At 55.6% G+C, this 21,495-nt stretch carries 18 protein-coding genes; 6 read left to right on the top strand and 12 right to left on the bottom strand.

Annotated features, from left to right (window positions below):
- Positions 1-128: 128 nt before the first annotated feature.
- Positions 129-1,061 (bottom strand): tRNA modification radical SAM protein MnmL/YtqA, encoded by a 933-nt coding sequence (gene mnmL, locus AC1VYI_RS04040; protein WP_134867418.1) that lies wholly within the window; start codon positions 1,059-1,061, stop codon positions 129-131.
- Between the two features lie 687 nt (positions 1,062-1,748).
- On the opposite strand from mnmL, the gene gltB reads away from it, so the two are divergent.
- On the top strand, positions 1,749-6,209 hold the full coding sequence (gene gltB, locus AC1VYI_RS04035; protein ID WP_134867098.1) for a glutamate synthase large subunit: 4,461 nt from the start codon (positions 1,749-1,751) through the stop codon (positions 6,207-6,209).
- 9 nt (positions 6,210-6,218) lie between these two features.
- The gene (gltD, locus tag AC1VYI_RS04030) at positions 6,219-7,637 is read left to right on the top strand and encodes a glutamate synthase subunit GltD (RefSeq protein WP_134867097.1); all 1,419 of its coding nucleotides are present in this window, start codon (positions 6,219-6,221) and stop codon (positions 7,635-7,637) included.
- 35 nt (positions 7,638-7,672) lie between these two features.
- On the opposite strand, the gene nanQ is transcribed toward gltD, so the two are convergent.
- From nanQ to zapE, 10 genes are all read right to left on the bottom strand, one after another.
- Positions 7,673-8,140, bottom strand: coding sequence for an N-acetylneuraminate anomerase (gene nanQ, locus AC1VYI_RS04025; protein WP_045355391.1), 468 nt, complete (start codon positions 8,138-8,140; stop codon positions 7,673-7,675).
- Positions 8,137-8,997, bottom strand: coding sequence for an N-acetylmannosamine kinase (nanK, locus tag AC1VYI_RS04020; RefSeq protein WP_023309379.1), 861 nt, complete (start codon positions 8,995-8,997; stop codon positions 8,137-8,139). The genes nanQ and nanK overlap by 4 nt, the downstream gene beginning before the upstream one ends.
- Positions 8,994-10,478 (bottom strand): MFS transporter, encoded by a 1,485-nt coding sequence (locus tag AC1VYI_RS04015; protein WP_023309380.1) that lies wholly within the window; start codon positions 10,476-10,478, stop codon positions 8,994-8,996. Before AC1VYI_RS04015 ends, nanK begins: the two co-directional genes overlap by 4 nt.
- A gap of 71 nt (positions 10,479-10,549) precedes the next feature.
- On the bottom strand, positions 10,550-11,443 hold the full coding sequence (nanA, locus tag AC1VYI_RS04010; protein WP_134867096.1) for an N-acetylneuraminate lyase: 894 nt from the start codon (positions 11,441-11,443) through the stop codon (positions 10,550-10,552).
- 122 nt (positions 11,444-11,565) lie between these two features.
- Positions 11,566-12,348, bottom strand: a complete 783-nt coding sequence (gene nanR / locus AC1VYI_RS04005; protein WP_023309382.1) for a transcriptional regulator NanR — start codon at positions 12,346-12,348, stop codon at positions 11,566-11,568.
- Between the two features lie 103 nt (positions 12,349-12,451).
- Positions 12,452-12,949, bottom strand: coding sequence for a ClpXP protease specificity-enhancing factor (gene sspB / locus AC1VYI_RS04000; RefSeq protein ID WP_024906337.1), 498 nt, complete (start codon positions 12,947-12,949; stop codon positions 12,452-12,454).
- Between the two features lie 5 nt (positions 12,950-12,954).
- Entirely contained in the window at positions 12,955-13,593 is a 639-nt protein-coding gene (gene sspA / locus AC1VYI_RS03995) for a stringent starvation protein SspA (RefSeq protein WP_014885418.1), read from the bottom strand.
- A 308-nt stretch (positions 13,594-13,901) separates the two neighbouring features.
- A complete protein-coding gene (gene rpsI / locus AC1VYI_RS03990; protein WP_003860436.1) occupies positions 13,902-14,294 on the bottom strand; it encodes a 30S ribosomal protein S9 in 393 nt (130 codons plus the stop codon).
- A 15-nt stretch (positions 14,295-14,309) separates the two neighbouring features.
- Positions 14,310-14,738 carry a 50S ribosomal protein L13 gene (rplM, locus tag AC1VYI_RS03985; protein ID WP_006178824.1) on the bottom strand — a complete coding sequence of 143 codons (429 nt, stop codon included), beginning with the start codon at positions 14,736-14,738 and terminating at the stop codon, positions 14,310-14,312.
- A gap of 299 nt (positions 14,739-15,037) precedes the next feature.
- Entirely contained in the window at positions 15,038-16,162 is a 1,125-nt protein-coding gene (zapE, locus tag AC1VYI_RS03980; protein WP_023309384.1) for a cell division protein ZapE, read from the bottom strand.
- A 189-nt stretch (positions 16,163-16,351) separates the two neighbouring features.
- On the opposite strand from zapE, the gene zapG reads away from it, so the two are divergent.
- The 3 genes from zapG to degS all read left to right on the top strand — a co-directional run bounded on the left by zapG (position 16,352) and on the right by degS (position 19,448).
- On the top strand, positions 16,352-16,750 hold the full coding sequence (zapG, locus tag AC1VYI_RS03975; RefSeq protein ID WP_008502832.1) for a Z-ring associated protein ZapG: 399 nt from the start codon (positions 16,352-16,354) through the stop codon (positions 16,748-16,750).
- A 171-nt stretch (positions 16,751-16,921) separates the two neighbouring features.
- Positions 16,922-18,289, top strand: a complete 1,368-nt coding sequence (gene degQ / locus AC1VYI_RS03970; RefSeq protein ID WP_023309385.1) for a serine endoprotease DegQ — start codon at positions 16,922-16,924, stop codon at positions 18,287-18,289.
- Positions 18,290-18,380: 91 nt separating this feature from the next.
- Positions 18,381-19,448: an outer membrane-stress sensor serine endopeptidase DegS gene (gene degS, locus AC1VYI_RS03965; RefSeq protein ID WP_023309386.1), complete on the top strand. Its 1,068-nt coding sequence runs from the start codon at positions 18,381-18,383 to the stop codon at positions 19,446-19,448.
- A 57-nt stretch (positions 19,449-19,505) separates the two neighbouring features.
- On the opposite strand, the gene mdh is transcribed toward degS, so the two are convergent.
- Positions 19,506-20,444: a malate dehydrogenase gene (gene mdh, locus AC1VYI_RS03960; RefSeq protein ID WP_023309387.1), complete on the bottom strand. Its 939-nt coding sequence runs from the start codon at positions 20,442-20,444 to the stop codon at positions 19,506-19,508.
- Positions 20,445-20,841: 397 nt separating this feature from the next.
- Between mdh and argR the strand changes: the two genes are divergently transcribed.
- Positions 20,842-21,312 (top strand): transcriptional regulator ArgR, encoded by a 471-nt coding sequence (gene argR / locus AC1VYI_RS03955; protein ID WP_023309388.1) that lies wholly within the window; start codon positions 20,842-20,844, stop codon positions 21,310-21,312.
- The last annotated feature ends 183 nt before the right edge of the window (positions 21,313-21,495 follow it).

The raw sequence follows: 21,495 nt of genomic DNA, 5'->3' as shown, positions 1-21,495 counted from the left end.
CCCACAACTGAAAAGAATAAGAACCATAGCGACTTAAATAAATAAAACTCATCAAATAAACAAATAACGGGATTCATTTATATTGATAAGTTTTCATTAATACTATTCAAATTATTTATAGCAAAACGCTAACGGTCAGAAATTGGAACCCAAGGCATTCCCAGCGCCGTCCCCTGCACGCCATTCTCCTGCAGGTAGCGGTCGATTTCCACCATCCCTGTCCAGCGGTTCTCACACCATAGCGGTGCCAGAAGCGTTGGACGGCGGGCGCTGGCCGAGATGCGGTGGTAGACAATTTCCGGCGGGGTGTGGCGAATCATCTCCCCCGCCGTCACCGTATAGTCCTCAAGCTCAATACCGCTTAACCGCCCGGCTTCCCAGGCTTTCGCCATAATGCTTCCCGTAACGATATGCAGCGGGTGCAGCTTAATGCCGTCCACGCCGGTCTCAACCACCTTTTCCAGCGTCTCCAGGCCGTGCTGCTGCCCTTCACCCGGCAAGCCGACAATCAGGTGCGAGCAAACCTTCAGCCCGCGCTCGCGGGCCAGGCGCGTGGTGCGCTGGTAGCAGGCGAAATCATGGCCACGGTTAATACGGTGCAGGGTTTTGTCGTGCGCGGTCTGCAGGCCCAGCTCCAGCCAGATCTCGTAGCCTTGCTCTTTGTACTCGCTGAGCAGGTCCAGCACCGCGTCCGGTACGCAGTCCGGGCGCGTGCCCACGCACAGCCCAACGATGTTAGTCTGGCTGACGGCCTGCTGATACATAGAGCGCAGCACCTGCACCTCCGCCCACGTGCTGGTGTAGGCCTGAAAATAGGCCAGATACTGCTTCGCGCGGTTCACCTGGCTTGCCTGATGGACAAGCTGTTCAGCGATAGATTTATGCTGCTGGGCTTCGTCAGCAAAGGACGCAACGTTACAGAAGGTGCAGCCGCCGCGCCCGATGGTGCCATCGCGATTCGGGCAGCTAAACCCGCCGTGCAGCGACAGCTTATGAACCTTTTGCCCGTACCGCTGCAAAAGATCCCCACCAAACATATTGACTAATTTCTGTAACTGCATAATCTGATAGACCGTCCCGGAGAAAGGGGACCAGCCTGCCACTTTTAGCCTCTGTCGGCGATGACCTGGATCAATCGCCCTGGACGGCTTTTATCTATATGAATAAATACTCAGGATTACTGCAATTTCATTCACGCTACCCGTGATTACTTTTCCTTATGTTCTGATTGTTTTTTTCATTTATAGCGCCACCACTGAAAAACAGTGGGTTTATGCGGGTTTGCAGCCATTTCCAGATTATTATTCTGCTATAAAACGGCTATTCAGCACGCTACATTGATAATACTGCTTTCATATAGTGAGTCAGATCACACTCCGCTGCGTCCTGCCAGGGCATACAATCAATGTAAAAATAGTTAAATGACATTTAATTTCAAAGACATAAACTCTCTTTAGCACATTTTTGTATAAATAAGATTGCCATTTGACCTGTGTACCAATTCCCGATAAGTTGGAAATCCGCTGGAAGCTTTCTGGATGAGCGGCCTGCTCATCATATTTATGCAGTAATTGAGATTCCCTCTGAAGCAAGTCCTCAAACTTGTTTACCTGCGCGAAAGGATGAAAAAGAGGGCGAATGCGAGGTCCGCGTATGAAACGCAAACCCCGTCGCCATGCTCTTTCTGTGCCTGTGCGCCACGGTAAAGTTCAGTGGGAAGCCCGACGAGCCTGGGGAGGTTCACTGATATGTTGTACGATAAATCCCTTGAGAAGGATAACTGTGGTTTCGGCCTGATCGCCCACATAGAAGGCGAACCTAGCCACAAGGTAGTGCGTACTGCTATTCACGCACTGGCCCGAATGCAGCACCGTGGAGCTATTCTTGCCGATGGTAAAACGGGCGACGGTTGCGGCCTGCTGCTGCAAAAACCGGATCGTTTCTTCCGCATCGTGGCGGAAGAGCGCGGCTGGCGTTTAGCCAAAAACTACGCTGTCGGCATGCTGTTCCTGAACCAGGATCCTGAAAAGGCTGCCGCCTCACGCCGCATCGTCGAAGAAGAACTTCAGCGTGAAACCCTGTCGATTGTCGGCTGGCGCAATGTGCCAACCAACGAAGGGGTGCTCGGTGAAATCGCCCTCTCCTCGCTGCCTCGTATTGAACAGATTTTCGTCAACGCGCCTGCGGGCTGGCGTCCGCGTGATATGGAACGCCGTCTGTTTATTGCCCGCCGCCGCATTGAAAAACGTCTCCAGGACGATAAAGAGTTCTACGTTTGTAGCCTCTCTAACCTGGTGAACATCTATAAGGGTCTGTGTATGCCGGCTGACCTGCCGCGCTTCTACCTGGACCTGGCGGACCTGCGTCTGGAATCGGCCATTTGCCTGTTCCACCAGCGCTTCTCCACCAACACCGTTCCACGCTGGCCGCTGGCTCAGCCGTTCCGCTACCTGGCGCACAACGGCGAGATCAACACCATCACCGGTAACCGCCAGTGGGCCCGCGCCCGTACCTATAAGTTCCAGACGCCGCTGATCCCTGACCTGCACGATGCCGCGCCGTTCGTGAACGAAACCGGCTCTGACTCCAGCTCAATGGATAACATGCTGGAACTGCTGCTGGCGGGCGGGATGGACATCGTGCGCGCCATGCGTCTGCTTGTGCCACCGGCCTGGCAGAACAACCCGGATATGGACCCCGAGCTGCGCGCGTTCTTCGACTTTAACTCCATGCACATGGAGCCGTGGGACGGCCCAGCGGGCATCGTCATGTCCGACGGCCGCTTCGCCGCCTGTAACCTGGACCGTAACGGTCTGCGTCCGGCGCGCTACGTCATTACCAAAGACAAGCTCATCACCTGCGCCTCTGAAGTCGGTATCTGGGATTACCAGCCTGACGAAGTAGTCGAAAAAGGCCGCGTCGGTCCGGGCGAGCTGATGGTGATCGACACCCGCGGTGGGCGCATTCTGCACTCTGCCGAAACCGATCACGATCTGAAAAGCCGCCATCCGTACAAAGAGTGGATGGAGAAGAACGTGCGTCGCCTCGTGCCGTTCGAAGATTTATCGGATGAAGAAGTGGGTCGCCGCGAACTGGACGACGATACGCTTGCAAGCTTCCAGAAACAGTTTAACTACAGCGCAGAAGAGCTGGACTCTGTTATTCGCGTGCTCGGTGAAAACGGCCAGGAAGCGGTCGGATCCATGGGTGATGACACCCCGTTTGCCGTACTCTCCAGCCAGCCACGCATCATTTACGATTACTTCCGCCAGCAGTTCGCGCAGGTGACCAACCCGCCGATCGACCCGCTGCGCGAAGCGCACGTGATGTCGCTGGCTACCAGCATCGGTCGCGAGATGAACGTCTTCTGCGAGGCCGAAGGCCAGGCGCACCGTCTGACCTTTAAATCGCCGATCCTGCTGTACTCCGATTTTAAACAGCTCACCACCATGAAAGAGGAGCACTACCGCGCAGACACGCTCGATATTACCTTCGACGTGACCGAAGCGAGCCTCGAAGAGACGGTGAATGCGCTGTGTGACAAAGCCGAACAGATGGTGCGTAACGGTACCGTTCTGCTGGTGCTGTCCGACCGCAATATCGCGAAAAACCGTCTGCCGGTGCCTGCCCCGATGGCTGTTGGCGCTATCCAGACGCGTCTGGTCGACAAGAGCCTGCGCTGCGACGCCAACATCATTGTGGAAACCGCCAGCGCCCGCGACCCGCACCACTTTGCCGTGCTGTTAGGCTTTGGCGCGACGGCGATCTACCCGTACCTGGCCTACGAAACGCTGGCGCGCCTGGTGGATACCCGCGCGATCGACAAAGATTACCGCGCGGTGATGCTGAACTACCGTAACGGCATCAACAAAGGCCTGTACAAGATCATGTCCAAAATGGGCATCTCGACCATTGCCTCCTACCGCTGTTCGAAGCTGTTTGAAGCGGTCGGCCTGCATGACGAGGTCGCCAACCTCTGCTTCCAGGGCGTGGTCAGCCGCATCGGCGGCGCCGGTTTTGCTGACTTCCAGCAGGATCTGGTGAACCTGTCCAAACGCGCCTGGCTGGCACGTAAGCCTCTGGATCAGGGCGGTCTGCTGAAATACGTTCACGGCGGCGAGTATCATGCTTACAACCCGGACGTGGTGCGCACGCTGCAGCAAGCGGTTCAGAGCGGTGAATACAGCGATTACCAGCAGTACGCTGAGCTGGTAAACAACCGCCCGGCGGCAACGCTCCGCGACCTCATTGCCCTGAACCCGGGTGATGAGGCGGTCAGCATTGAAGAGGTTGAGCCTGCATCCGAGCTGTTCAAACGCTTCGATACCGCGGCGATGTCCATCGGCGCGCTGAGCCCGGAAGCCCACGAAGCGCTGGCGGAAGCCATGAACAGCATCGGCGGTAACTCCAACTCCGGCGAAGGCGGTGAAGATCCGGCGCGTTACGGCACCAACAAAGTGTCCCGCATCAAGCAGGTGGCATCCGGTCGCTTTGGCGTGACGCCTGCGTACCTGGTCAACGCCGACGTGATTCAGATTAAAGTCGCTCAGGGTGCTAAACCGGGCGAAGGCGGCCAGCTGCCGGGTGATAAAGTTACCCCGTACATCGCCAAACTGCGCTATTCCGTGCCGGGCGTGACGCTGATCTCCCCGCCGCCGCACCACGATATCTACTCTATCGAGGACCTGGCGCAGCTGATTTTCGACCTGAAGCAGGTCAACCCGAAGGCGATGATCTCCGTGAAGCTGGTTTCCGAACCGGGCGTCGGCACCATCGCTACCGGCGTGGCGAAAGCCTATGCGGATCTCATCACCATCGCCGGCTACGACGGCGGTACCGGCGCAAGCCCGCTCTCCTCCGTGAAATACGCGGGCTGCCCGTGGGAGCTTGGCCTGGTTGAAACCCAGCAGGCGCTGGTGGCGAACGGTCTGCGTCACAAGATCCGTCTGCAGGTGGACGGCGGCCTGAAAACGGGCCTCGACATCATTAAAGCGGCGATCCTCGGCGCGGAAAGCTTCGGCTTCGGTACCGGCCCAATGGTTGCGCTCGGCTGTAAATACCTGCGTATTTGCCACCTGAACAACTGCGCAACCGGCGTTGCTACCCAGGACGAGAAGCTGCGTAAGAACCACTATCACGGTCTGCCGTTCAAAGTGACCAACTACTTTGAGTTCATCGCCCGCGAAACCCGCGAGCTGATGGCGCAGCTGGGCGTGAAGCGTCTGGTGGACCTGATTGGCCGTACCGACCTGTTGAAAGAGCTGGAAGGCTTCACGGCGAAGCAGCAGAAGCTGGAGCTGAGCAAGCTGCTGGAAACAGCGCAGCCGCACCCTGGCAAAGCGGTCTACTGCACCGAGAACAACCCGCCGTTCGATAACGGCGTGCTGAACGCGCAGCTGTTGCAGCAGGCGAAACCGTACGTGGACGACAAGCAGAGCAAAACGTTCTGGTTTGATATCCGCAACACCGACCGCTCCGTGGGCGCCTCCCTCTCCGGCTACATCGCGCAAACGCACGGTGACCAGGGGCTGGCAGCAGATCCGATTACCGCGCACTTCAGCGGTACCGCGGGTCAGAGCTTCGGCGTATGGAACGCAGGCGGCGTTGAGCTGTACCTGACCGGCGATGCCAACGACTACGTCGGTAAAGGCATGGCAGGCGGCCTGCTGGCGGTGCGTCCTCCGGTCGGCTCAGCCTTCCGCAGCCATGAAGCCAGCATCATCGGTAACACCTGCCTGTACGGCGCGACCGGCGGTCGTCTGTTTGCAGCAGGCCGTGCGGGCGAGCGTTTTGCGGTGCGTAACTCCGGTGCTATCACCGTGGTGGAAGGCATTGGCGATAACGGGTGTGAATACATGACGGGCGGGATTGTTTGCGTTCTGGGTAAAACCGGCGTGAACTTCGGCGCGGGCATGACTGGCGGTTTTGCGTACGTCCTGGACGAAGACGGTGAGTTCCGCAAACGCGTGAACCCGGAGCTGGTAGAAGTGCTGGACGTTGATACGCTGGCTATCCATGAAGAACACCTGCGTGGTTTGATTACCGAACACGTGCAGCATACCGGTTCTTCGCGCGGCGAAGAGATCCTGGCAAACTGGCCGGCGTTCTCTGCGAAATTCGCGCTGGTTAAGCCGAAGTCCAGCGATGTTAAAGCCCTGTTGGGTCACCGTAGTCGTAGCGCAGCAGAGCTGCGCGTGCAGGCGCAGTAAGGAATTCAGATGAGCCAGAACGTATACCAGTTTATCGACCTGCAGCGTGTTGATCCGCCAAAGAAACCGCTGAAGATCCGCAAAATTGAATTTGTTGAAATCTACGAGCCGTTTTCAGAAGGCCAGGCCAAGGCACAGGCAGACCGCTGCCTGTCCTGCGGTAACCCTTACTGCGAATGGAAATGTCCGGTACACAACTACATCCCGAACTGGCTGAAGCTGGCCAACGAAGGGCGTATTTTTGAAGCCGCCGAGCTGTCTCACCAGACCAACACCCTGCCGGAAGTGTGCGGCCGCGTGTGCCCTCAGGACCGTCTGTGCGAAGGCTCCTGTACGCTGAACGACGAGTTCGGCGCGGTGACCATCGGCAACATCGAGCGCTATATCAACGATAAAGCGTTCGAGATGGGCTGGCGTCCGGATATGACCGGCGTGAAGCAAACCGACAAGCGCGTGGCAATCATCGGTGCGGGCCCGGCGGGCCTGGCCTGTGCGGACGTGCTGACCCGCAACGGCGTGAAGGCGGTGGTCTTTGACCGCCATCCGGAAATCGGCGGTCTGCTGACCTTCGGTATCCCGGCCTTCAAGCTGGAAAAAGAGGTCATGACCCGTCGCCGTGAAATCTTCACCGGCATGGGCATTGAGTTCAAACTGAACGTGGAAGTGGGCCGCGACGTGCAGCTCGACGACCTGCTGAAGGATTACGACGCCGTGTTCCTCGGCGTGGGCACCTATGAGTCCATGCGCGGCGGTCTGGAGAACGAAGATGCGCCGGGCGTGTACGACGCGCTGCCGTTCCTGATTGCCAACACCAAGCAGATCATGGGCTACGGTGAAACCGCCGATGAGCCGTTCGTCAGCATGGAAGGCAAACGCGTGGTGGTGCTGGGCGGCGGTGATACCGCGATGGACTGCGTGCGTACCTCCATTCGTCAGAATGCGGCACACGTGATCTGCGCCTATCGTCGTGACGAAGAGAACATGCCGGGCTCTAAACGCGAAGTGAAAAACGCGCGTGAAGAGGGCGTGGAGTTCCAGTTCAACATCCAGCCTCTGGGTATTGAAGTGAATGCCAACGGTAAAGTGAGCGGCGTGAAGATGGCGCGCACTGAGATGGGCGCACCGGATGCGAAAGGCCGTCGTCGCGCCGAGATCGTAGCCGGTTCTGAGCACGTGATCCCGGCCGATGCCGTGGTGATGGCGTTCGGTTTCCGTCCTCACAGCATGGAATGGCTGGCGAAGCACAGCGTTGAGCTGGATTCGCAGGGCCGCGTGATTGCGCCAGAAGGCAGCGACAACGCATTCCAGACCAGCAACCCTAAAATCTTCGCCGGTGGCGATATCGTTCGCGGTTCTGACCTGGTGGTAACGGCGATTGCCGAAGGTCGTAAAGCGGCTGACGGGATCCTGAACTACCTGGAAGTGTAAGAAAACGAGCCGGATGGAATTACCATCCGGCTTTTTTATGCGGTTAACAGGCTGGCGCGGACCTTCACCACGGCCTTTTTAATCTCTCCCGCCGAGTCGGTGATACACCCCGGTTTATGCGGTTCCCCCGGCATAAACACCACGAACATCCCCGGCCTTAACGCTATCGATTGTTCCCCCTCGATGCGACGGCAAAGCTGATAATCCTCGTCGCTATGCATTTCCTCGCACTCGCGCGCGGACTCCGCAACGCCAAACAGAATCCGCTCTTCACCGGCCAACAGGAGCTGAATGTCAATATACCGTGTGTGCAGCTCTGCCTTTTTCTGTTCCGGACTCTGAGTGCAAAACTGCATAACATTCATAAAGATATCTTTGCCTTGCACCTCGTAGTGGCCCGGCGCTTTCTCCTGCGGCCGGGCGGCAACCGCCAGCGCCAGCGCATTCACCAGTACGGCGGGCAGGCCCGACGATGCCAGTGACTGCAGCTCTCCCATCATCATAGCGTGTCTCCCGTTGCTAACAGCGCCGCACCCAATAGCCCAGCGTCGTGGCGATAATGCGCTGCCCGAAGCGCCACCTGATATACCTCTGGCTCCTGCGATAAATAGGCTTTCACCAGGGGCAAATATCCTTCCGCCAGCCCCACGCTGCCGCCGACTACGATAACCTGACAGTCGGTAACAGCTTTGACGTCAGCGATCAGTCGAGCCAGCGTTTGTGCAGAATTTGCCACCAGCTTACGGGCCTGCGGTGTATCCCGACTGAATATTGCCTTCGCATCGAGCCCTGCCAGCTCCTCCTTCGCCTGAGCGGCAATACCTCGCCCTGAGGCAATGGCTTCAACGCACCCTCTTCGCCCACAGCCGCAGAGAGGTCCATCTGGATCCGCCAGCGTGTGGCCAAAATGCCCCGCAAGCCCACCGCTGCCCGACTGCAGTTTTCCATTGAGCACAACACCGCCGCCCACGCCGGTTGAAACCGTCAGAAATGCCATATCCTGTTTCTGGTGCAACGCGCAAAACTCTGCCCATGCGGCGGCCTGCGCGTCGTTAAGTGCCGTCACCGGTAATTGCGTGATGGCTTTCAAAAAGGCGACCAGCGGAAAATGTGCCAGCCCGCCCAGGTTGGAAGGATTGATGGAGGTCAGTACGCCGTTTTGAATAATCCCTGTCGACGCCACCGCCACGCGACGGGCATGCGTAACGAGAGGTAAAACCAGGGCACGTAACGCCTCCTCCAGCGCGCCCGGCGTCTGACTGGCGGGAGTCTGGCACTCCCTACGCATCGACAGAACGTGTCCCTCAATCAGGGCGGCGGCGAGCTTTGTTCCGCCAATATCAATCGCCAGCGTCGTCATTTCACCACCTGCTCGCGTTTGACCGCCCCCGCCGGGAAGGCCCCGCTCAGCGGTTTACCGTCGATAGCATCGTGAGTGCGTAGCGCTTCCGGCCTGATCCAACGCTGAACGCGAGACGGCATATCCAGGCCGATCAACAGGATAACCACAAACGTCAGGCCAAAGGAGAGCGATCCCAGCGCGGTTCCCAACTCCATCCGTTGCGACAGCAGCGCGCCGATCACCGGTGCAAGCGCCCCGCCCAGCGCGCCGACGTTATAGGTAAATCCAAGCCCGGCCGCCCGCTGGTCGGTATCGAAGTAACCACCGATGAGTTTAGGCAAGATCCCGGAAATACCCTGACCCAGCATCTGCTGGAAAAAGAGCAACAGCCCGAGCACCCAGATATTCGCACCGCCGATCGCAAACACCGGAATGATGAGCATCTGCGAGGCCAGCAGGCTGCAGACGTACGCTTTACGGGTTCCCAGCCAGTCGCCAAGAAAACCGCCTACGCAGCAGCCCACCGCCGCGCCAAATCCGCTGAAGAACAGCACGCGGGCCACCGTAACCGGATCGTAGGCCAGCTCCGTTTTCAAATAGGTTGGCAGTAGCGCCTGAATCGGCCACGAGTACAGAAAGGCGAATAGCACCACTACCATCAGCGTTACGCCAGTAGGCCAGCGTTTGCCGCTGCTTTGCACCATAAAGCTGATAAAAACGACAGCGCACAGCAGCCCCAGAATGACCACCATCCCGACGTTGTTTAGCTCCCCGGCAAAGCAGAGCCACAGCGCCATACCGGCAAACAGCGTCATGGCAATATTGATTACGCGGTATTTGCCGCGATAAAGAATATCAACCATCGTACGCACCGGGGCTTTACCTTCATGCTTCGCTTGCCAGTCCTCCGCTTCCGGGATGTTTTTACGCAGCCACAGGGCAAAGACGATGGGCAAAATGCCGATAAAGAATAGCGCACGCCAGCCCCAGACGGGGACCACGAGACTGTAAACCTGCGCGGCAATGACGGCGCCCACGGAGAAACCGGAAATCAGAAAACCGCTCGCCTTGTTGCGCAGATGCTTCGGCCAGCTTTCAATCACGTAGGTTGCGCTGGAACCATATTCGCCTGCCATCCCCATGCCAATCACCATTCTGGCAATAAACATGGTGACGTAGCCTGGCGCAAACCCGCAGGCCAGAGTACCGCAGGAGAACAGAACAATGCTGGTTATCATCGCCAGCTTACGGCCATAGCGATCGCCCATCGCCCCCAGCAGCAGGCCACCAAACCAGCGTGAGATAAAGGCCGCCGAAATTAAACTCGCGGCTTCCACCGTCGTCAGGCCGAACTCACTTTTTACTTCCGTCAGAACTAAGGCAATCAGGACAAAATCGAAGCCATCAAGCAAATATCCCAACCAGGCGGCGGAGAAGGCACGCCACTGCGGGCGGCTGAGATGGCGGTACCACGGGATGCTTTGGGTAGATATACTCATTTCACTCTCCCGACGATTTATCTGTCGTTTTGCCGGACGGCGGCTGCGCCTTATCCGGCCTGCGTAATGCGTTAGCGTTTTTCCGCCATCAGCTGTTCTGCCAGGGCTTTTAACGCTGGCACAAATTTTTCGTCCACAGGGGAAAACGGCTTGCGGCACAGCGGTACGGAAACCACGTCCATGTAGTGCAGCACCGTTTTCAGACCACGGAAGACACCGGCTTTGAGCAGCAGGTCGATAACCTTATTGCACTCGCTTTGCAGACTCTGCGCGGTGGCGTTATCCCCATCCCGAACCGCTTTAGCGATTGCCTGGTAGCGCCAGCCCATGATGTTGTACGTACTGCCGATCCCTCCGTCAGCGCCTGCAAGCAGACCGGAGGCGAAGATCTCGTCGTAGCCGTTGTAGAGCACAAGTTCCGGATGCGCACGGCGGATCTGTTCCATCTGGAAGAGATCGCCAGAGGTTTGCTTCAGCGCGCCGACGCCCGGCAGCGTGACCAGGGTGTTGATCTGCTCAAGCGTCAGCTTCACGCCGCTGAGGGCCGGAATGTTGTAAACCACCATCGGTAACCCCTCTGCAGCGTCAATAATTGCACGATAGTGATCACAGTGTTCTTCAAAGCTGAACGGATAGTAAAACGGTGTGACGGCGGACACGGCGTCAAACCCAAAGCGGGCAGCAGCGGTGGCCAGCCGCTGGCTCTCTGCTGTGCTGACGCAGCCAACATGGGCAATGAGCGTAATTTTCCCCTTCGCCTCTTCCGCCACGATCTCCATGACTTGCTCACGTTCGGAAAGGCTTTGTACAAAAGCCTCTCCTGTTGAACCACCCACATAAAGCCCGTCGATGCCCTGCTCAATATTGAACTGCACCAGACGGCGCAGGCTCTCTGTATCCAGCATTTGTTGTTGAGTAAACGGGGTCAGAAGTGCGGCCATTACGCCGCGTAATTGCATTGCCATAGATACCTCAATCGATCGTGTGTTTGTTATAACGACATACCTTTATACCTTTTATACCAGACCAATTATGCAGCAGTGGAATACAGAACGCTTATATTGCGATCTGCTTCACTAAAGGATCGTTATTTTTTGGCTTTTGAATGTTGGCCGAAAGCGTGCCAGGTGGCAGAAACGCTGTTGAGATGGGTCTGGAGCGCGCGATCGGCCTCATCCGGGTCCCGGCGGCGGATCGCATCGACGATCGCAATATGCTGGTGATAGCTGACTTCATTATGCTTATACAGCTCGGCATCCGGCACTTTAGGGCGCGCGGCAATCAGCCAGTCGAGCAGCGCAACGTGGATCGCATTAAAGATCGGATTGCCGGGAATTTCCGCCAGCACGCGGTGAAAATCGACGTCGGAACGGATAAACAGGGCGTTATCATCCAGAGACTGGCTGTTGATCTCCAGCGCTTGTGTCAGCCGAGCGATTTGCTCGTCAGTGGCAAATTCAGCGGCAAAACGGACAAGGCTGGATTCAAAGAACAGACGTAGCTGTTCAAAATGGGCAATGCCGCCGGGCTGGGTAAGGAAATCTTTCGCCATGCCTGAAAGCTCGTTGATGATGGTATCGGCAGAAGGCATGGAGACGCGGGCACGTTCACCGTTGTTGATCTGCACCAGTCCTTTACGCTTTAGCGCCGCCAGCGCCTCCCGCACCGAAGGGCGACCCACGTTGAAGAACTCCATCAGCTCACGTTCGGAGGGAAGTTGTTCTCCCTGAGCAAACTCTTTGCGGCGGATCATCTGCTCGAGCTCTTCTTCCACCATATCGGACAGCTTTTTGCGCGCCAGAGGACGACGTCGCAGGCTGCGGCCAATAGTTTCATCAGAGTTTTCAGCTTTAAGATCAGTTGGTTTCATTGCAGTCCGGTGCCATAGAAGTAAAACAATTTATCATAACACAGGAAATTAGAGGGGGCGAAAAGGGGCAGAAAGCAAAACAGGCCCGATTGGGCCTGTTTGATTATTTCACGACGCGAAGAGCCGGACGACCACCACGCGGAGGCGGATCGTCATCAGGGTCATTGTCGTCGTGATGATCGGGTTTATCACCATCGATAAGTGACATCACCGTGTCGCTTTCGCGCTCATCGGATGCGTTGTCATCATTCAGGCTGGCAACATCTTCATCATACGCCGCTTCCGGCTCGAACATGGTACCCGCACCGTTTTCACGCGCGTAGATAGCCAGCACGGCTGCCAGAGGTACGGAAACCTGACGCGGCACGCCGCCGAAACGCGCGTTGAAGCGCACTTCATCGTTTGCCAGCTCCAGGTTACCCACCGCGCGCGGCGCAATGTTCAGTACGATCTGCCCGTCACGCGCGTATTCCATTGGAACCAGCACGCCCGGCAACGTCACATCCACAACCAGGTGCGGCGTGAGCTGGTTATCCAGCAGCCATTCATAGAAGGCGCGCAGCAGATACGGACGGCGTGGGGTAAGTTGTGACATTTCCACAGTCATTAGCCTCGGCCGAGACGCATTTCACGTTCCGGTTCAGTTAAAGATGCCAGGAAAGAGTCGCGTTCAAATACGCGAGTCATATAGCCCTTCAGCTCTTTCGCGCCAGGACCGCTGAATTCTACGCCCAGGGTTGGCAGACGCCACAGCAGCGGTGCCAGGTAGCAATCCACCAGGCTGAACTCATCGCTCAGGAAGAATGGTTTCTGACCAAACACAGGAGCGATCGCAAGCAGCTCTTCACGCAGTTGTTTACGTGCAGCGTCAGCTTCAGAAGCAGAACCGCTGGTAATCACGTTCATCAGCGAGTACCAGTCTTTTTCGATACGCTGCATGTACAGGCGGCTTTCACCACGCGCGACAGGGTAAACAGGCATCAGTGGCGGATGCGGGAAACGCTCATCCAGATATTCCATAATGATACGGGATTCCCACAGGGTCAGCTCGCGATCCACCAGCGTCGGTACGCTTTGGCTCGGGTTGAGATCGATCAGATCCTGAGGCGGGTTATCCTTTTCCACATGCTCGATCTCAAAACTGACACCCTTCTCGGCCAGCACGATACGAACCTGATGGCTATAAATGTCAGTAGGACCAGAAAACAGCGTCATTACCGAACGTTTGTTGGCAGCGACAGCCATGAAAACCTCCAGGTATATTCAGAATTTTTACTGCTACCAGCCCAACAGGGGCCAGCCAGATGTTGTATCGCCCATCCCAGAGAAAACACATTGTTCAAGAAACGAACAAAAATCGAGTATTCACCGATATTTGGGCAGAAAATTGGATGATAGTTTACCAGATTTTGATGGCTTTGTGGTGAGGGGATTCTGGAAATGTGGAAAAAGAGAAGATATATGCATGGATATTGTGGATAACCTGCGCATTATCCATAAAAAAACCCGCCGAAGCGGGTTTTTCGCCAATCGTTCTGCGTAAGCAGAATGGATTAACGTTTGGAGAACTGTGGACGACGACGTGCTTTACGCAGACCCACTTTCTTACGTTCAACCTGACGCGCGTCACGAGTAACGAAGCCAGCTTTACGCAGTTCAGAACGCAGGGATTCGTCGTACTCCATCAGAGCGCGGGTGATACCGTGACGGATCGCACCTGCCTGACCGGAGATACCACCACCTTTAACGGTGATGTACAGATCCAGTTTTTCTACCATGTCAACCAGTTCCAGCGGCTGGCGAACTACCATGCGGGCAGTTTCGCGACCGAAGTATTGTTCCAGAGAACGCTGGTTGATTACGATTTTACCACTGCCCGGTTTGATGAAAACGCGAGCTGCGGAACTTTTGCGGCGACCAGTGCCGTAGTATTGATTTTCAGCCATTGCCTATAATCCCGATTAGATGTCAAGAACTTGCGGTTGCTGTGCCGCGTGGTTGTGCTCGTTGCCTGCGTAAACTTTCAGTTTACGGAACATAGCACGACCCAGCGGGCCTTTTGGCAGCATGCCTTTAACCGCGATTTCAATCACACGCTCAGGACGGCGGGCAATCATCTCTTCAAAGGTCGCTTCTTTGATACCACCGATGTGGCCAGTGTGGTGATAGTACACTTTGTCAGTACGCTTGTTGCCGGTTACAGCAACTTTATCAGCGTTCAGAACGATGATGTAATCACCGGTATCAACGTGCGGAGTGTATTCCGCTTTATGCTTACCGCGCAGGCGACGAGCCAGTTCAGTAGCCAGACGGCCCAGAGTTTTACCGGTCGCGTCAACAACATACCAGTCGCGCTGTACGGTTTCTGGTTTAGCTGTAAAAGTTTTCATTAAAAGCTTACCCAAATAATAAGTTACACGTTGGTGAACACCCAAACGTTTAGTCAGTTGAGGTTCACACGACAAAGTCCGGCAAACCTACCCCTTCGAATAGCACATGCCGACACATAGAAAGTTTCGGGAAAAAAACCTTCTCGTAACGTGGGGTCGCAAGATTATAGAGAAGTTGAGGTCAAAGATCGACCCTTAAATGTGATTTGGAATGGGTTTTTCGGGGGTGTGGAAAATGCCGGGTGGCGGCTGCGCCTTACCCGGCCTACAAGGTTCCCTTCTCAGGGAGAGGGTGATATTTATGGCATATGCTCCAGCTTCAGGTATTCCTCACTCTGCATCTCCTGCAGGCGCGACAGGCAGCGCTGGAACTCAAATTTCAGCCGCTCACCCTGGTAAATCTCATATAAAGGTACCTCGGCGCTGACCACCAGCTTGACGTGGCGCTCATAAAACTCATCCACCAGCGCAATGAAGCGCCGTGCTTCGCTCTCCATCAGCCGCGTCATCACCGGCACGTCCAGCACCATCACGGTGTGGAACAGACGCGAAAGCGCAATGTAGTCGTGCTGGCTGCGGGCATCCACGCAGAGCGTCGTAAAGGAGACCGCCAGCGTTTGGTTTTCGACGCCAAGCGTGGGCAGCGGTCGATGGTTAATCTCGAGTTCCGGGGCGTGCTCGCGTTTTGCCCCCGCCAGCGCCAGCCAGAGTGTATCCATCTCGCGGGTGGTCTCTGCATTTAACGGCGAGAGCCACAGGTGCGCCTGGGTCAGCGTGCGCAGACGATAATCGACACCGGCATCGACGTTCATGATGTCGCAGTGCTGCTTGATGGCATCGATGGCGGGCAGGAAGCGTGCCCGCTGCAGGCCGTTACGATAGAGCTCATCCGGCGGGATATTCGACGTGGCCACCAGCGTGATCCCGCGGGCAAATAGCGCTTTCATCAGGCCGCCTAGCAGCATGGCATCGGTGATGTCAGACACAAAAAACTCGTCGAAGCAGAGCACGTCGGTTTCAGCTTTGAACCTGTCGGCCACAATCTCCAGCGGATCGCTTTTGCCCTGCAGTGCGGTCAGCTCTTCATGCACCCGCAGCATAAAACGATGGAAGTGCAGACGCTGCTTACGTGCGCCAGGCAGGCTCATGTAAAACAGGTCCATCAGCCAGGTTTTTCCGCGACCGACCCCGCCCCACATATATAAACCGCGTACCGGCGCGTGAGCCTGTGGCGCTTTTTTACCGAGCAACCGCCCAAATGCCGCCTTTAGCCCACCGTTCTGTTCGACTTCAGCGGGTTTTGCCGTGAGCTCCTGATAAATCATCTCCAGACGGTTTACCGCCTCACGTTGAACGTCATCAGGCTGATGAGTGCCCTCGTTAAGGGCCAGTTGATAACGCGATGCAGGGGACAGGTTTTGCATAATCTTATTGTTATTCCTTCAATTAACGCTCACCAGCAGACGTGACTGATGAAAAAAAGGCCGTTCTACACTACGCGATGATACGTCAGGATTCCACTTCTGCAGAAATAGCGGTTATAGTGGCATTATCAGGCACAGGCAGGAGCCGAGCCAACACCCTACGGAACAACAAGACAACGGGAGAAGTTCATGACCTGGGAATATGCGCTAATCGGTTTAGTCGTCGGCATCGTCATCGGTGCTGTGGCCATGCGTTTCGGTAATCGCAAATTGCGTCAGCAGCAGTCACTGCAGTACGAACTGGAAAAGAACAAAGCCGAGCTGGAAGAGTATCGTGAAGAGCTGGTCAGCCATTTTGCCCGCAGCGCCGAGCTGCTGGACAACATGGCAACCGACTATCGTCAGCTGTATCAACATATGGCAAAAAGCTCCAGCAGCCTGCTGCCGGAAATGACCGCGGAAACCAACCCGTTCCGCAACCGTCTGGCTGACTCTGAAGCCGGTAACGATCAGGCGCCCGTTCAGATGCCTCGCGACTATTCCGATGGCGCGTCCGGCCTGCTGCGCGGCGGTGTAAAACGCGATTAATCGCACAACCTGAATTTATTTTACGGGCGCAGCGATTGCGCCCGTCCTTTCCTGATGACCCCAGCTATCATTTAGTTAAACACCTCATTGTTCAGCGGTTTAAAATTCAATAACATCAACGTGTTTTTAGGGCCGTTTTTCCTTTATTCCAGGTTACGAGAGTCAACATCGATGAAGAAAAAAAACCAGCTGTTGAGCGCTATCGCGTTAAGTGTCGGGTTATCTCTCTCGGCGTCCGTCCCTGTATTTGCCGCCATTCCTTCCCAGGTGCCTGGCCAGGCGGCCATTCCAAGCCTCGCGCCCATGCTGGAAAAAGTGTTGCCTGCGGTCGTTAGCGTTCAGGTTGAGGGCACCGCAGTACAAAGCCAACGCGTCCCTGAAGAACTGAAAAAATATTTCGGCGATGAGTCTCCCGACCAGCAGGCGCAGCCTTTTGAAGGCCTGGGCTCTGGCGTCATTATTGATGCGGCAAAAGGCTATATCCTGACCAACAACCACGTCATCAGCCAGGCCGATAAAATCAGCGTCCAGCTTAACGATGGCCGTGAATTTGATGCCAAACTGATCGGCGGCGACGACCAGAGCGACATCGCGCTGCTGCAGGTACAAAACCCAAGCAACCTGACCCAGATTGCCATAGCGGATTCCGACAAACTGCGCGTCGGCGATTTTGCCGTCGCCGTGGGCAACCCCTTTGGCTTAGGGCAGACCGCAACTTCCGGGATCGTCTCGGCGCTGGGACGCAGCGGTCTCAACCTGGAAGGGCTGGAAAACTTTATCCAGACCGATGCATCAATCAACCGTGGTAACTCCGGCGGAGCATTGCTTAACCTTAACGGCGAGCTGATCGGGATTAACACGGCTATTCTGGCCCCGGGCGGCGGCAGCATCGGGATCGGTTTTGCTATCCCCAGCAATATGGCCAAAACCCTGGCGCAGCAGCTGATCCAGTTCGGTGAAATCAAACGCGGGCTGCTGGGTATTAAAGGTATGGAGATGAGCGCGGATATCGCAAAAGCCTTCAATATCAACGTACAGCGCGGGGCCTTTGTCAGTGAAGTGCTGCCAAACTCCGGCTCGGCAAAAGCGGGCGTGAAATCAGGGGATGTGATCGTCAGCCTGAACGACAAACCGTTGAACAGCTTTGCAGAACTGCGTTCACGGATTGCCACGACGGAACCTGGCGCCAAAGTGAAGCTGGGCCTGATACGTGACGGCAAGCCGCTTGACGTTGAGGTGACGCTGGATAAGAGCACCTCGTCCTCGGCCAGCGCGGAGCTTATCGCCCCGGCGCTACAGGGGGCTACGTTGAGCGACGGGCAGCTGAAGGACGGTACGAAAGGCATTAGCATCGATACCGTCGAGAAGAGCAGCCCTGCCGCACAGGCCGGATTGCATCAGGATGACGTGATTATCGGTGTCAACCGCAACCGCGTGCAGTCTATTGCCGAACTGCGCAAGGTGCTGGAAAGCAAACCAGCGGTTATTGCCCTGCAGGTCATGCGTGGCAATGAGTCCATCTATATTCTGTTGCGCTAAGCATTTGCGACCCGGACATCACCGCTGCGTGTGATGTCCGGATAACTCATGTTATGCTGCAAATCGTTCCTTTTTTAACGACACGCGCATCATGCTTTTAAAGCTCTTACGTTCTACTGTCATCGGTTTGATTGTCGCTGGCCTGCTGCTGCTGGCGCTGCCGTCTTTACGTCAGTTCAATAAACTGTCGGCTCCCCAGTTCGATAGCACGGATGAAACGCCGGCCACCTATAACCAGGCCGTCCGCCGTGCCGCACCTGCCGTGGTTAACGTCTATAACCGAGGCCTGAATACCTCAGCCCATAACCAGCTGGAGATCCGCACCCTCGGCTCCGGCGTGATCATGGACGAGCGCGGCTACATTATTACCAACAAGCACGTGATTAACGATGCCGACCAGATCATCGTCGCTCTGCAGGATGGCCGCGTGTTTGAGGCGTTACTCGTTGGTTCTGACAGCCTGACCGACCTGGCCGTTCTGAAAATTAACGCCACGGGCGGTTTGCCGGTCATCCCGATCAACCGTAAACGTACCCCGCATATTGGTGACGTCGTACTGGCTATCGGTAACCCTTACAACCTGGGCCAGACCATCACCCAGGGGATAATTAGCGCGACCGGTCGTATCGGTCTGAACCCCTCCGGGCGGCAGAACTTCCTGCAAACCGATGCCTCCATCAACCACGGTAACTCCGGCGGGGCGCTGGTCAACTCGCTGGGCGAGCTGATGGGTATCAATACCCTCTCGTTCGATAAAAGTAACGACGGTGAGACGCCGGAAGGGATCGGCTTTGCCATTCCGTTCCAGCTGGCGACCAAAATTATGGATAAACTGATCCGCGACGGACGCGTGATCCGCGGCTATATCGGTATCGGCGGGCGCGAAATTGCACCGATGCATACCCAGGGCGGCGGTATCGATCAGATTCAGGGCATCGTGGTTAACGAGGTGGCACCGGGTGGTCCGGCGGCTAACGCGGGGATTCAGGTAAACGATGTGATTGTTTCGGTCAACGGCACGCCAGCGGTCTCTGCGCTGGAGACGATGGATCAGGTGGCAGAAATTCGCCCGGGTTCTATCATCCCTGTTGAGGTCATGCGCAACGATAAGAAACTGACGCTGCACGTGACGATTCAGGAATACCCAGCCACTAACTGACAGGCATAAAAAAACGGAGCGATAAGCTCCGTTTTTTTTACCGGGAGACGGTTCGTATTACTTGTTAACGAACTCTTCGCCCAGGGTGATATCTTTCTTCAGCGTATCCAGCATGCCTTCCATCGCGTGTTGTTCAAACGCGCTCAGCGTACCAATGGATTTACGCTCTTCGATACCGTTTTTACCCAGCAGCAGCGGTTGGGAGAAGAAGCGAGCGTGTTCGCCATCGCCTTCAACGTAAGCGCATTCAACAACGCCTTTCTCGCCCTGCAGAGCGCGAACCAGTGACAGACCAAAACGCGCAGCCGCCTGGCCCATAGACAGGGTTGCAGAACCGCCACCCGCCTTCGCTTCCACCACTTCGGTGCCCGCGTTCTGGATACGTTTAGTCAGGTCAGCCACTTCCTGCTCGGTGAAGCTCACGCCTGGGATCTGCGACAGCAGAGGCAGGATGGTGACGCCAGAGTGACCGCCAATTACCGGTACTTCCACTTCTGTTGGCTGCTTGCCTTTCAGCTCAGCAACAAAGGTGTTGGAACGGATGATATCCAGCGTGGTTACGCCGAACAGTTTGTTTTTGTCGTAGACACCCGCTTTCTTCAGCACTTCTGCCGCGATAGCCACGGTGGTGTTCACCGGGTTAGTGATGATGCCGATGCATGCTTTCGGGCAGATTTCTGCAATCTGCTGCACCAGGTTTTTCACGATGCCCGCGTTGACGTTGAACAGGTCTGAACGATCCATGCCTGGCTTACGCGCCACGCCTGCAGAAATCAGCACCACGTCGGCACCCTGCAGCGCAGGACGTGCATCTTCACCGGAGAAGCCTTTGATTTTTACAGCAGTCGGGATGTGGCTCAGGTCAACCGCCACACCTGGGGTTACCGGAGCAATATCGTACAGGGAGAGTTCTGAGCCTGAAGGCAGTTGGGTTTTCAGTAGTAGGGCAAGCGCCTGGCCGATACCACCAGCAGCGCCGAGGACTGCGACTTTCATCCTAAACTCCTTATTATGGTTAACTTAAGTATCTGTAAATCCGTTGCGGCGACCATAATTCAGCAAGTAAATAATTACAATTTTCGTAGCTAAAGAATTTGAGGTCACGCGACTTTATCTCTCACCAGAAGACTATCTGACGACAGAGGGCAACGCATTAAGAGGTGGTTACAATACACCCTGCCCCGCCACCAAAACAACATCATTTTGATAACATTTAATTTACTTTTAAGCTTATTTGCGTGGCGTGACCTAGGCATGTTTTCTGATAACGAAATCTGATAAAATCACTCCCTTTCATAACATTATTTCAGCCTGGCGCTGAGTAGATAATTTGCATAAAAATTCATCCACATGCATAATAATGTTGTTTCTATCGTCATATTCCGGGTGACTTATGCGAAGCTCGTCTAAGCAAGAAGAATTAGTAAAGGCCTTTAAGGCGCTACTCAAAGAAGAGAAATTCAGTTCTCAGGGAGAAATTGTTCAGGCGCTGCAGGAACAAGGCTTCGATAATATCAACCAGTCGAAAGTCTCCCGCATGTTAACGAAATTTGGCGCGGTGCGTACGCGTAACGCCAAGATGGAGATGGTCTATTGCCTGCCGGCAGAACTTGGCGTGCCGACCACCTCCAGCCCGCTCAAAAATCTGGTTCTGGATATCGATCATAACGACGCCGTCGTGGTGATCCACACAAGCCCGGGTGCCGCGCAGCTGATTGCCCGCATGCTGGACTCGCTGGGTAAAACGGAAGGTATCCTCGGGACTATCGCCGGTGATGACACCATCTTTACCACACCGGCTAGCGGTTTCTCCGTGAAAGATCTCCACGAAGCCATTCTGGTACTGTTCGAACAGGAACTCTAATCCCCTCTCCCCGTAGCGCCGCTGCGGGGATCGTTCTGCTTCCGCTGCGTTTCTCACTTTTTTCCTCTGCTCTTCACTTTGACAAATAGTGCTTTTTACCACCTATTAACATTCATCTGGTGAATGCTAAATCAAAAAATCGCACAAAAAATCAAAGACTGATATCCATATGATTTTATTAGA

The organism is Enterobacter sp. QK-SA4 (assembly GCF_056856775.1).
The sequence above is the reverse complement of the archived record's forward strand: the minus strand, read 5'-3'. Positions and strand labels throughout refer to the sequence as shown.

Excerpts from the sequence above, each read along its gene's own strand:
- nanK (WP_023309379.1), bottom strand. The coding sequence starts at position 8,997 with ATGACGACGCTGGCGATTGATATTGGCGGAACAAAGCTCGCCGCCGCC.
- nanQ (WP_045355391.1), bottom strand. The coding sequence starts at position 8,140 with ATGATGATGGGAGAGCTGCAGTCACTGGCATCGTCGGGCCTGCCCGCC.
- rplM (WP_006178824.1), bottom strand. The coding sequence starts at position 14,738 with ATGAAAACTTTTACAGCTAAACCAGAAACCGTACAGCGCGACTGGTAT.
- argR (WP_023309388.1), top strand. The coding sequence starts at position 20,842 with ATGCGAAGCTCGTCTAAGCAAGAAGAATTAGTAAAGGCCTTTAAGGCG.
- nanA (WP_134867096.1), bottom strand. The coding sequence starts at position 11,443 with ATGGCAATGCAATTACGCGGCGTAATGGCCGCACTTCTGACCCCGTTT.
- AC1VYI_RS04015 (WP_023309380.1), bottom strand. The coding sequence starts at position 10,478 with ATGAGTATATCTACCCAAAGCATCCCGTGGTACCGCCATCTCAGCCGC.
- rpsI (WP_003860436.1), bottom strand. The coding sequence starts at position 14,294 with ATGGCTGAAAATCAATACTACGGCACTGGTCGCCGCAAAAGTTCCGCA.
- zapG (WP_008502832.1), top strand. The coding sequence starts at position 16,352 with ATGACCTGGGAATATGCGCTAATCGGTTTAGTCGTCGGCATCGTCATC.
- nanR (WP_023309382.1), bottom strand. The coding sequence starts at position 12,348 with ATGAAACCAACTGATCTTAAAGCTGAAAACTCTGATGAAACTATTGGC.
- gltD (WP_134867097.1), top strand. The coding sequence starts at position 6,219 with ATGAGCCAGAACGTATACCAGTTTATCGACCTGCAGCGTGTTGATCCG.
- mnmL (WP_134867418.1), bottom strand. The coding sequence starts at position 1,061 with ATGCAGTTACAGAAATTAGTCAATATGTTTGGTGGGGATCTTTTGCAG.
- degS (WP_023309386.1), top strand. The coding sequence starts at position 18,381 with ATGCTTTTAAAGCTCTTACGTTCTACTGTCATCGGTTTGATTGTCGCT.
- gltB (WP_134867098.1), top strand. The coding sequence starts at position 1,749 with ATGTTGTACGATAAATCCCTTGAGAAGGATAACTGTGGTTTCGGCCTG.
- zapE (WP_023309384.1), bottom strand. The coding sequence starts at position 16,162 with ATGCAAAACCTGTCCCCTGCATCGCGTTATCAACTGGCCCTTAACGAG.
- mdh (WP_023309387.1), bottom strand. The coding sequence starts at position 20,444 with ATGAAAGTCGCAGTCCTCGGCGCTGCTGGTGGTATCGGCCAGGCGCTT.
- sspA (WP_014885418.1), bottom strand. The coding sequence starts at position 13,593 with ATGGCTGTCGCTGCCAACAAACGTTCGGTAATGACGCTGTTTTCTGGT.
- degQ (WP_023309385.1), top strand. The coding sequence starts at position 16,922 with ATGAAGAAAAAAAACCAGCTGTTGAGCGCTATCGCGTTAAGTGTCGGG.